This is a genomic window from Nonomuraea sp. KM90 (assembly GCF_052246675.1).
Taxonomy (GTDB): Bacteria; Actinomycetota; Actinomycetes; order Streptosporangiales; family Streptosporangiaceae; genus Nonomuraea.
This window is the reverse complement of record NZ_JBQQCB010000220.1, coordinates 1-10,202: the sequence shown is the minus strand read 5'-3', so window position 1 is coordinate 10,202 and position 10,202 is coordinate 1. Positions and strand designations below refer to the sequence as shown.

Genomic DNA, 10,202 nt, shown 5'->3' with positions numbered 1-10,202 from the left:
CTTCCTTGACCAGCTCAGCGCCGATCTTCTCCCATGGGTCCTCGAGCTCGATCTCCTTGGCGATGGAAACACCGTCGTTGGTGATCGTGGGAGCGCCCCACTTCTTCTCCAGCACGACGTTGCGCCCTTTGGGACCCAAGGTCACCTTGACGGCGTCGGCGAGCTGGTTCATACCGCGCTCGAGACCGCGCCGGGCGTCCTCGTCGAACGCGATCATCTTCGAAGCCATTGCTGCTCCTGCTCTCGTTGGGGGCTGTGCCGGGGACGGCGCCCGCGACGGACGGCCTGCGGGCAGGCCTCGCCGGCCCCCGGCACACGCCTTGCGGTTGGCACTCTCGGGGTGGGAGTGCCAGGCGTCTCGTCGCACTCTACCCACAAATTGCGTGGCACGCACATACTGCGCGGTGCGCAACATCGGGTAGGGTAGAGCCATGAACGACGACGCCATGGACCTGCGCTCCCGCAACCGGCAGGCCACCCGGGAGGCGATCGGCCATGCCGCGCTGCGCCTGGCCATCGAGCAGGGGCCGAGCGGGCTGGCCCTGGTCCGCGTGCACGACATCGCCACGGCGGCGGGCGTCTCGCCCCGCACCTACAACAACTACTTCTCCAGCCGGGAGGAGGCGATCTGCGCCTTCCAGGCCGACCAGTCCAGGCGCGCCGGGCAGGCGCTGCGCTCCCGGCCCGACGACGAGCCGCTCGCCGAGGCCGTCGTCGCGGCCGTGATCGAGCTCTACACCGACCCCGAGCCCGACAAGGCCGGCCTGCGCATGATCATGTCGACGCCCGAGCTGGAGGGGGAGGCGCTGAAGGCGTTCAGCATGGCGGAGGGCCCGCTCGCCGACGCGATCGCCGAGCGCACCGGCCCCGTCCCCGGGGGCGACCTGTTCCCCGCCGTCATGGCGGCCGCGGTCGCGGGGGCCATCCGGGTGGCGGGGCGGCACTGGCTGGAGGAGGGCAACACCGAGCCCTTCGCCACCATCCTGCGCCGCGCCCTGTCCTGCGTCCTTCCCGCCACACCGCGGGATCGGTGAGCTCAGGCGGCCGGAGGGATCAGGGGGCGGTCGTGCGGGAGCCGGTGGCCTGCCCCGGAAGGTCCCTACGTGCTGGCATCGGTGCCCGGTGGCGGGCCAGGATGGTCCCAGCGACCTTTGGGGGGATCATCGTGGCGAAACCGGTGTACGCGGCCGCCGCCGTCCACGTCCCGGCGCCGCCGGAGCAGGTGTTCGGCCTGATCACCGACTGGCCCCGGCACCAGGAATGGATGCTCATGACCACGGCGCGCCGGGTGGGTGAGGACGGGCTGGAGGCGTACACGGGGGTGCGGCCGTTCGGCTTCCTGGACACGATGACGATCACCCACTGGCAGCCGCCGACGTTGCTGCGCATCACGCACACCGGGCGCGTCGTGCGCGGGCGCGGCGCCATCCGGGTGCTCCCGCAGCGGGGCGGCAGCCGGGTGGTGTGGGCCGAGGAGCTGGAGCTGCCGTTCGGGGCGCTGGGCCGGGCCGCGTGGCCGCTGGCCCGTCCGGTGGCCGTCGCCCTCCTGCGCCACTGCCTGCGCCGGCTGGCCGCGCTGCTGCCCGCGACGTAGAAGAGCGGCCTCACGCCTTCCACGGACCCCCGTCGAGCGCCTCACGCGTTTCACGGGCCCCCGTCGAGCGCCTCACAGGCTCCACGGGCCCCCGTCGCCGAAGACCAGCTCGGCGAAGCGTTCGCCGATGCGGCGGTGGCCGGCCGGGTCGGGGTGGACCCGGTCGGGCAGGGGCAGCTCGACGAAGTCGGCCTCGCCGTAGAGGGAGCGGCCGTCGAGGTAGTGGAGTGCGGGGTCGTCGATCGACCGCTGCGCGGTGATGCGGGCCAGCTCGTCCCGGATGACGTTGAGGGTCAGCCGGCCGGCGGCGACCTCCGACGGGCTGCCGAGCGCCCGGAACCGCAGGCCGGGGCCGTCGGGGTCGGGGGCGACGGGGCCGGGGGTGTCCTCCTGGACGGGGCAGAGGATCGGGGAGATCACCAGCAGCGGCGTGCCGGGGTGCCCGTCGCGGATGGTGTCGAGGAAGCCGTGCACGGCGGGGGTGAAGCCGCGCGAGCGCATCAGGTCGGCGTTGGCCAGGTTGATGCCGATCTTGAGGCTGATCAGGTCCGCGGGCGTGTCGCGGATGGTACGCGCGGTGAACGGGTCGAGCAGCGCGTTCCCGCTGAACCCGAGGTTGATCAGCTCAACGCCGCCCCGGGCGGCGGCCAGCGCGGGCCAGGTCTCGGTCGGGCCGGCGGCGCTGGAGCCGTGGCTGATCGAGCTGCCGTGATGCAGCCACACGCGGCGGCCGCGGTCCGGCACGGCCTCGACGGGCGCGTCGGTACGCAGCTCGATCAGCTCGGTGACCTCGACCTGCGGGAGCCAGATCTCCACGTCCTTCACCCCGGCCGCCAGACCGGAGAAGCCGACGGTGCCGGGCTGCCCCGGCCGGACGGTGGAGGACTGACCGGCCAGGTCGATGACGGCGAGGTTGCCTCCGGGCACGCCGGCCCGGCCGGCCAGGCGGCCGTCCACGACCAGGTCGTAGACGCCGTCCGGCCGGGGCGGGAACCCCGGGTAGGCGTTCTTGGTGGGCAGCACGTCCAGCTCGACGGCGGTGGCCCGGGTGCGGAAGGCCAGCCGCACCCCGGACGGCTGGGACTCGACCCTGGCCAGGTAGTCGTCGGGGAACTGCCTGCGCGCCCAGGCGGGCAGCCGGTGCGGCAGCGTGCCGCGCCCGGTGCGTTCCAGCTCCAGCGCGCCGCGCAGGATGCGTTCGTCGATGGGGGTGGTGATCCAGTCGGTCATTCGGGCTTCCTTGAACGGTTGCGGAGGGCGAGGTCGAGGGTGTCCAGGGCCCAGGCCCAGGAGTCGTCGGCCGAGCGCGGGGTGTGGCGGAAGGAGCCGGCCATTTCCAGGCTCACGAAGCCGTGGAAGGTGGCGCCCAGGAGGCGTACGGCGTCGGTCTGGTCGGGCTCGGGCAGGTCGTAGCCGCGCAGCAGCGCCCGGGCCATCTCCGCGTGCCGGGGCCCCGCGCTGCCGGCCGCGGTCTCGGCGTCCAGCTCGAACCGGGAGGCGGCGTAGCGGCCCGGGTGCTCCTTGGCGTAGCCGCGGTAGACGTCGGCGAGCGCCACCAGCGCGTCCTTGCCCGACCGCCCGGCCAGCGCGGCGGCGGCCCGGTCAGCCAGCTCCTCCAGGGCCAGCAGCGCGACCCGTACCTTCAGCTCCCGCGCGTTGCGGATGTGCGCGTACAGGCTCGGGTCCTTGACGCCGAGCCGGCGCGCGACCGCCGAGCCGGTCACCTGGTCGAAGCCGATCTCGTCGGCCAGGTCGGCCGCCGTCCGGGTGACGCGTTCGCTGGTGATGCCCGCGCGTGCCATGGAACCTCGCCTAATCAAATTAAGGATTTGTCTAATTATATTAGGGAAGCTAGCCTCGCCCGACATGAGACCCATGACGGAAAGCGACATCCGCACCTCGTTCGTCAACTGCTCCAAGGGGGAGGCCAGGCGCGCGGGCGTGCCCAAGGACCTTGACGAGCAGCCCTGGGACGATCTCGACTTCCTCGGCTGGCGAGATCCCGGCGCCCCCGACCGCGGCTACCTGGTCGCCGAACGCGACGACGGCAGCCGGGTCGGGATCGCGCTGCGGGCCGCCCCGGGCTCGTCGCGGGGCTTCACCGCACGCAGCATGTGCTCGCTGTGCCTGACCACCCACACCAGCGGCGGCGTGGCGCTGATGACCGCGCGCCGCACCGGCGAGACCGGGCGTCAGGGCAACACGGTCGGGCAGTACGTGTGCGCCGACCTGGCCTGCTCCCTCTACACCCGCGGCAGGAAGCCGTCGGGCGTGGGGGCCGACTTCGAGGAGACCCTCACGGTGGCGGAGAGGATCGCCCGCACCCGGGGCAACCTGGGCGCGTTCATCGACCGGGTGACCGGTCCTTGACCGGGCGTCCGGACACGACGTCCCCATGCGGGGGTCAGCGGTCCGCGAGCTCGCGTACGGCGCCCTTGTCAGCGGACTGGGCCAAGGCGGTGTAGGCGCGCAGCGCGGTGGGAGGAGGGTGCATGCCGGGGCCGCCGCGTGGCCCCTCGGAGCGGATGACCAGCACGGTGCCCGGCGTGACGCGTCCGGACAGGATCGCTTCGGCGGCCTCCTCCTGCGAAAGGCCGCGGATGTCCCAGGTGGCCGGCCACCCGTCGAGGGAGCCGGCGTGGACGGCGTGCACGTCGTCGTGGAGCAGCCCGGCACGGTGCAGTCGCCCGGGACGGCGGGCATGCCGCCGGCGCGGTGGACGTCCTCCAATCCGGTACGGGCCGTTGGGGGCGACCTTGCACGTGGCTGGAGCAGGACCGCGACATCCGGCCCTCCCGCAGGTGCGGCGGCCGCGGGACGCGCTGGCCGGCTTCCCGTCCCACGCCGCGCTGTACCCGAACGTGGCCACCATCGCCCCGCCCGAACGCAACCTGCTGGGGCTGGTGTTCACCGACCCCTACGTGCACGACCCGCTGCCCCACGGGGAGAGCACCAGCCGCCGCTTCCTGGCCGAATCCGCCTGGCCCCCGCCGACCACCCGACCCCGCACGTGGTGGCCTCCACCCCTGCCGCGCCCACCGGCACCGAACCGCCCGGCCGACCCCCGTGTGGTGCCCCGCCGCCCGTTACGGCGTGCGTGCCAGGTCGCGGGCGGCGTGGTGGCGGGTGACGGCCGTCGCGAACGCGGTGATCACCGGGTGCGGGCGCCGCCCGTCCCCGGCCAGCTCCGGCTGGAACATCGTGGCCAGGAAGAACGGGTGCCCGGGCAGCTCGGCCACCCGTACCGCGCCGTCGTCGGCGTGGCCGGAGAACACCATCCCGTGCCCGGCCAGCGTCTGCTTGTAGTCCTCGTTGAGCCCGTAGGAGCAGATGTAGGCCTCCATCGTGGTGGGCGTCCCGACGATCCGCTCGATCAGCGAGCCGGGCTCCAGCCGTACCAGGCCCTCGTGCCCGGCCAGCGAGCACGCCAGCGGCGTCAGCAGGAAGTCGCGCGCGCCCGGCTCGTTCTCGGCGTGCGCGACGTCCAGCCCGCACACGTGCCGCGCGAACTCCAGCAGCATGTGCTGGAACCCGCCGCACGTGCCGAGGAACGGGATCCGCCGCTCGCGCGCCACGCGCGCGGCCTCGACCGCGCCCGCCTCGTCACGGTACGGGCTGCCGGGCAACATCCAGATCCCGTCGAAGCCGTCCAGGCCGGTCACGTCGGTCGTCGGCATCCAGTACGGGTCCAGCGCGATGCCCTCCCGCTCGCGCAGCGCCTCCATCAGCAGCGGGATCCGGACATGGGAACGAACGCTGGGGGAGCGGTCCCCCACAAGGGCGATTCTCATGACACCATCGTGACCGCCCACCCGGGTTAAGCGCCAACGATGAATACTGCATCTGCTATAAGCAACACTGATGGACCCGCATCTGCTGACCACGTTCGTGACCGTCGCCCGCCACGGCTCGTTCTCCGCCGCCGCCTCCGAGCTCGGCTACACGCAGTCGGCGATCTCCCAGCAGATCGCCGCGCTGGAGGCCGACCTGGGCCTGCCGCTGCTGCGCCGCCGCCCGGTCGAGCCCACCCCGGCCGGGCGGCGCCTGCTGGAACACGCCGGGCCGCTGCTGCTGCGCCTGCGGGCCGCCCGCGCCGACGTGCTGCGCGCCGCCGCCGGGCCCCGCCACCGGCTGCGCCTGGCCGCCACCCCGCTCGCGCTCAACCCGGTCCTGGCCGCGCGGCTGGCGCGGGCGCGGGCGCGCCAGCCGCGCCTGGAGGTACGCCTGCACACCTGCGGGCGCGAGCAGGTTACGGCGATGGTCGCCGACGGGCGGGCCGACCTGGGGCTGGCCGACGGCGTGGTGGCGCCCAGCGACCCGCTGCGCCTGCCCGACGCCGGGCCGATGACCGCCACCGGGGTGACGGAGGAGGAGCTGGTGGTGGTCCTGCCCGGCGACCATCCGCTGGCCGGCCGGGCGGCGCTGCGGCTGGCCGACCTGGTGGACGCGCGCTGGCTGCAGACGCCGCTGTGCCCGCTGGCGCGGCTGCGCGACCTCGTGGGCGAGGGGTTCCCGGTGGGGATGGAGTACGCGGGCGACGACGTGCACACCGTGGTCAACCTGGCGGCGGCCGGCCATGGCCTGATCCTGCTGCCCGCCTCCGCCGTCCCCGCCTCCGCCTCGGCCGTCCGCGCCGAGGCACCGGAGCCCTCCCGGGTGCGGGGGCGGGCGTGCGGTGTGCCGCTGGCCTCGCCCCGGCTGGTGCACCGGGTGGAGCTGCTGCACGGCGCCCTGCCCGTCGGCGCCGCCGCCGACCTGGCCGAGGCCCTGTCCGGCTGAGCCCCGCTTGCGGCCGGACGCCGCGGGCCGGACCATCACCCCGTGATGATCCCCGGCGGCTTCGTCCTGGAGCCGGTGCCGCACTGCGCCTCCGTGCCGCGCGCGGGATGGGCGGGCGACCACGACCTGCGCCCCCTGCCGGAGCAGGGCAGGCGGCAGGCCGAGGCCCTGGCGCCGATGGGCGGACCGGTCGGCGGCGCGTACGCCACCGGACGCATGCTGCGCGCGGTGGCCACCATGAGCGCCGGCCACCCGGGCGGACGGGTCGTCGCCGCCTCCCACGGCTTCGACCACCGCACGGTCACGGTCGCCTCCCGCACCGCCTGAGCGTCCGGGGGGTCAGGCGTGCCAGTCCTCGACCCCTCCCGGCACCGGCGCGGCCGGGTCGTACGGCTCGCGGGTGAAGATGAAGGTGTTGAGGTCGAGGTGGTCGGCCGCCACCCGCAGCGTCTCGCCGGCGTAGTAGCCGTCCAGCCCCAGCCACGTCCCGTCGTCCTGCGGCACGAACCGCGAGGCCCGCCCGGCCCCGCCGACCGGCTCCAGCGACAGCCCGCGCTCGGGCAGCAGCCGCAGCGTGTACGGCTTGGGCCCCCAGTGCCACAGCCCGGTCGAGGCCAGCAGGGCGGGGTCGGCGGGCACCGGCCGCCACTCGTCGGGCAGGCGCGGCTCGTACTTCTCCAGGATGTCCAGCAGGTCGGTCAGCAGCGTGCCGCTCATCCCGGAGGTGGTGTTGGCCATGAACAGCACCCCCAGCCCCTCGGCCGGCTCGGCCCACACGGTGGCCAGGAACCCGGGCATGGACCCGGAGTGCCCGGCCAGGCGGCGCCCGCCGGTCCTGGCCAGCTGCAGCCCCAGCCCGAACCCGCCGGTCCAGGCGTCGCCGTCGTCCACCCCGGCGGGCTCGCGCATCTCGGCGAGGGTGCCGGGGCACAGCACGCCGCCGGTCTCGCCGCCCAGGAACGCCGCCCAGCGGGCCAGGTCGTGCGGGGTGGACCACAGCTGCCCGGCCGGGCCCATGGCGTCGGCGTCGTGTTCGGGCTCGGCCAGCAGCACGTCGGCCCAGGGGTGCACGGCGTAGCCGGTGGCGTGCGGGGCTCGGGGGCGGGGCGTGGTGTCGTGCAGGCCGAGCGGGTCGAGCACCTCGGTGCGCAGCGCCTTGAGCCAGGTGGTGCCGCGCAGGCGGGCGACGAGCTCGCCGAGCACGGCGAAGCCGACGTTGGAGTAGTGGAAGCGCCGGCCGGGCCGGTGCTTGAGCTCGGCCGGGCCGACCCGGGCCAGCAGGTCTGCGGCGGGGATGCCGGGGGTGCGCTCCCACCAGGCGGTGGGCGGTTCGGCGGTCAGCCCGGAGGTGTGCGACAGCAGCTGGGCGATGGTCAGGTGGCCCAGCCGCGTGTCCGGCAGGTGCCGCTCCAGCGGGTCGGTCAGCTCCAGGGCGCCCTCGTCGCGCAGCCGCATGACCACCACGGCCACCATGCTCTTGGTGATCGACCCGATGCGGTATTGGGTGGCGGCGGTCGGGGCGGCGTCACCGACGCGGCCCCGGCCGCCGAACCATGCCAGCCGCCCGTCGCGGACGATCGCCGCCGTCAGTGACGGCACCCTGCATTCGGTTTGTTCGACGGCCAGCCGGTGCAGCAGGGCACGGGCCGTCGGATGTCCCACCTGAGTCATGAGCGACAAGGGTAGCCGTTAGATCAGCACCAGCCGCGGCCCGATGAGCTCTCCCTGGTGGGGCTGGAGGTGGGCCTGGTCGTGGTAGTAGTGGCCGGCGTACCAGACGACGAGGTTGGCGCCGTTGACGTTCTCGCCGTTGAGGAAGCGGTTGATGGCGGCGCGGTCGCGCGGGCCGGGGTTGCCGTCGTCGAGCTCGCGCGGGTGGTGGCGCAGGAACCACAGGTCGGACACGCCGTAGGCGTCGGCGGTGCCGTCGAAGGGGCCGGGGTGGATCTGGTAGCCGTGGCCGGAGGACTTGTCGCGTACCTGCCAGTAGCGGCCGGGGCGGCGCCGTCGGGAGGTCTCGCGGATGATCGGCACGGGTTCGGGGATGAGGGAGCCGGTGTCGTCGATCTGCTCGACGACGTCGTTGGCGGCGCCGGCGACGTCGAAGTCGAGCCGCCAGTAGGCGTGGTGGCGGTGCACGAGGCAGGTCATCGGGTTGCGGGTGGCGGCGAAGCCGAACCTGGGGGAGATGTCGCCGTTGTCGGCCAGGCGCCAGTCGCTGGAGTAGCGGTACCAGCCGGCCTCCAGCTCGCTGACGATGCGTAACTCCTCGCCGTCGTGGTGGAAGGCGACGCCCTGGAAGTTGCCGGCGTCGGTGGAGGGGCGTTCCAGGATGGTACGGGGCGGGTCGGGGCACAGCCGCCACCCCCAGCCGACCGGGTCGCGGCCGGTGGCGCTGAAGCGGGTCTCGAAGGCGACGTCGTCGCGGAAGGTGGTGCCCTGCTCGTACTCGACGTTGAGGATGGGCAGGTGCGCCTGGCGCAGCAGAAGCCGGCCGCGGTAGCGGACCTGGCGCAGCTCGACGCCGCCGCCCATGCCGGGGGACTGCGGGGCCGAGGCGCGCGGCCGCACGACCAGCAGGTTCCACAGCTCGGTGGCGCCGCGGTGGACGCGCACGCGTACCTGGTCGGGCCCGCCGCGGTCGGCCAGGGCGTCGATGCCCTGCGGGACGCTGTCCTCGCAGTCGTGGTGCATGCGCACGTTGATGCCCTCCGGCGTCCAGTCGACCGAGCGGGCGACCAGGTCGACGGCGACGATGCGGTGGCGCAGGCCGGTGGGCTCGCCCGGGGTGTAGACGCCGAGGGTGGGGCGGCGCACGGTGGTGCCGTCGGGGTTCTCGGCGTCGGCCAGGGGCGGCATGGGGCGGTAGACGACGATGTCGTCGCCGGCGGGGAAGCGGGGGTCGGCCCGCAGGATCGCGGCGGCGGCGACGAGCTCCTCCCGGCTGGGCTGGGGGCGGAAGGCGCTGGGCCGCAGCTCGGCCCGCTCGGGCCGGTCGAGGGTGCCCCGCAGCTCGACGGCGCGGTTGCCGACCGGGTCGAACACGGTGGCCTGGAACGGCGCGTTCTCGCCGGGGTCGTGGCCCAGGCCGGGCGCGAAGGCGACGGTGAGCCGCTCGGGGTCGGCGACCTCCAGCGCCGCCAGCGCCTCGGGGTGGCCGGCCACCGCCTGGCGCAGCCGCTGCCGGCTCAGCCCGGTACGGGGCTCGGCTTCGATGGTGACGCGTACCTCATCGGTCATGGCTCGTACTCCCCGGTCGGCGGATGGCAGGGCGTTACTGGCGGGAGGGGGCGCGGTCGAAGGTGTCGAGGATCAGGGCGGTGGCGTCCAGGTCGCGGGCGGTGCTCCCGAGCCAGGGCACCTCGATGGGGCCGGGCCAGGTGTGGCCGCCCCCGTCGATCGTGTACAGGCGCAGTGTCGTACCGCCGGGGCAGGATTTCCAGTCACGTACCCGTACCCGCGTGCCGAGGGGGGTGGTGGTGCGGCCGGAGCAGCCGAGCAGGGCCGCCCAGCCGGTCGCGGCCCGCTCCACCGGGTCCAGCACGACCAGGTCGGCGAGCTTGCGCAGGTCGCCGGTGGCGTCGCGCAGCGGGTGGCCGCCCTGGTAGGGGACGATGCGGTCGGCGGTGCCGTGGAAGGCCACGATCGTGGTGGGCTCGGCGCCCTGGCAGGGGCGCACGATGTTCAGCCCGGCCACGGCCGCCACGGCGGCCAGGCGCCCGTCCATCGCGCAGATCAGCGCGGCCGCCATGGCGGCCCCGTAGGACATGCCGGCGGCGAACTCGCGCCCGGCGTCGACGCACAGGTTGCGCTCGAGGTGGTCCAGCAG

At 74.5% G+C, this 10,202-nt stretch carries 13 protein-coding genes; 5 read left to right on the top strand and 8 right to left on the bottom strand.

From position 1 onward, the window contains the following. Positions 1-229: TCP-1/cpn60 chaperonin family protein (locus ACTWPW_RS61170; RefSeq protein WP_443174572.1), on the bottom strand; the 229-nt coding region annotated here is incomplete at its 3' end. A gap of 202 nt (positions 230-431) precedes the next feature. Between ACTWPW_RS61170 and ACTWPW_RS61165 the strand changes: the two genes are divergently transcribed. After that, positions 432-1,034: a TetR/AcrR family transcriptional regulator gene (locus tag ACTWPW_RS61165; protein ID WP_443174571.1), complete on the top strand. Its 603-nt coding sequence runs from the start codon at positions 432-434 to the stop codon at positions 1,032-1,034. A 131-nt stretch (positions 1,035-1,165) separates the two neighbouring features. Next, positions 1,166-1,594, top strand: a complete 429-nt coding sequence (locus ACTWPW_RS61160) for an SRPBCC family protein (RefSeq protein WP_375112330.1) — start codon at positions 1,166-1,168, stop codon at positions 1,592-1,594. A 72-nt stretch (positions 1,595-1,666) separates the two neighbouring features. On the opposite strand, the gene ACTWPW_RS61155 is transcribed toward ACTWPW_RS61160, so the two are convergent. Together ACTWPW_RS61155 and ACTWPW_RS61150 are read right to left on the bottom strand one after the other, a co-directional pair. Then, positions 1,667-2,824, bottom strand: coding sequence for a GDSL-type esterase/lipase family protein (locus ACTWPW_RS61155; RefSeq protein ID WP_443174570.1), 1,158 nt, complete (start codon positions 2,822-2,824; stop codon positions 1,667-1,669). Further along, positions 2,821-3,396 carry a TetR/AcrR family transcriptional regulator gene (locus ACTWPW_RS61150; RefSeq protein ID WP_443174569.1) on the bottom strand — a complete coding sequence of 192 codons (576 nt, stop codon included), beginning with the start codon at positions 3,394-3,396 and terminating at the stop codon, positions 2,821-2,823. The genes ACTWPW_RS61155 and ACTWPW_RS61150 overlap by 4 nt, the downstream gene beginning before the upstream one ends. Before the next feature lie 64 nt (positions 3,397-3,460). Between ACTWPW_RS61150 and ACTWPW_RS61145 the strand changes: the two genes are divergently transcribed. Then, positions 3,461-3,964 (top strand): FBP domain-containing protein, encoded by a 504-nt coding sequence (locus ACTWPW_RS61145; protein ID WP_443174568.1) that lies wholly within the window; start codon positions 3,461-3,463, stop codon positions 3,962-3,964. A gap of 34 nt (positions 3,965-3,998) precedes the next feature. On the opposite strand, the gene ACTWPW_RS61140 is transcribed toward ACTWPW_RS61145, so the two are convergent. Both ACTWPW_RS61140 and ACTWPW_RS61135 read right to left on the bottom strand, forming a co-directional pair. After that, positions 3,999-4,505, bottom strand: coding sequence for a hypothetical protein (locus ACTWPW_RS61140; protein WP_443174567.1), 507 nt, complete (start codon positions 4,503-4,505; stop codon positions 3,999-4,001). Between the two features lie 175 nt (positions 4,506-4,680). Further along, positions 4,681-5,385, bottom strand: a complete 705-nt coding sequence (locus tag ACTWPW_RS61135; RefSeq protein WP_443174566.1) for a CTP synthase C-terminal region-related (seleno)protein — start codon at positions 5,383-5,385, stop codon at positions 4,681-4,683. A 70-nt stretch (positions 5,386-5,455) separates the two neighbouring features. Between ACTWPW_RS61135 and ACTWPW_RS61130 the strand changes: the two genes are divergently transcribed. Beyond that, positions 5,456-6,373, top strand: coding sequence for a LysR family transcriptional regulator (locus ACTWPW_RS61130; protein ID WP_443174565.1), 918 nt, complete (start codon positions 5,456-5,458; stop codon positions 6,371-6,373). A 42-nt stretch (positions 6,374-6,415) separates the two neighbouring features. After that, positions 6,416-6,700 (top strand): hypothetical protein, encoded by a 285-nt coding sequence (locus ACTWPW_RS61125; RefSeq protein ID WP_443174564.1) that lies wholly within the window; start codon positions 6,416-6,418, stop codon positions 6,698-6,700. 12 nt (positions 6,701-6,712) lie between these two features. On the opposite strand, the gene ACTWPW_RS61120 is transcribed toward ACTWPW_RS61125, so the two are convergent. From ACTWPW_RS61120 to ACTWPW_RS61110, 3 genes are all read right to left on the bottom strand, one after another. Continuing rightward, entirely contained in the window at positions 6,713-8,044 is a 1,332-nt protein-coding gene (locus ACTWPW_RS61120; protein WP_375112322.1) for a serine hydrolase domain-containing protein, read from the bottom strand. An 18-nt stretch (positions 8,045-8,062) separates the two neighbouring features. After that, positions 8,063-9,613, bottom strand: a complete 1,551-nt coding sequence (locus ACTWPW_RS61115) for a hypothetical protein (protein ID WP_375112321.1) — start codon at positions 9,611-9,613, stop codon at positions 8,063-8,065. Between the two features lie 34 nt (positions 9,614-9,647). Beyond that, the coding region (locus ACTWPW_RS61110) for an alpha/beta hydrolase family esterase (RefSeq protein ID WP_443174563.1) at positions 9,648-10,202 on the bottom strand (555 nt) is incomplete at its 5' end.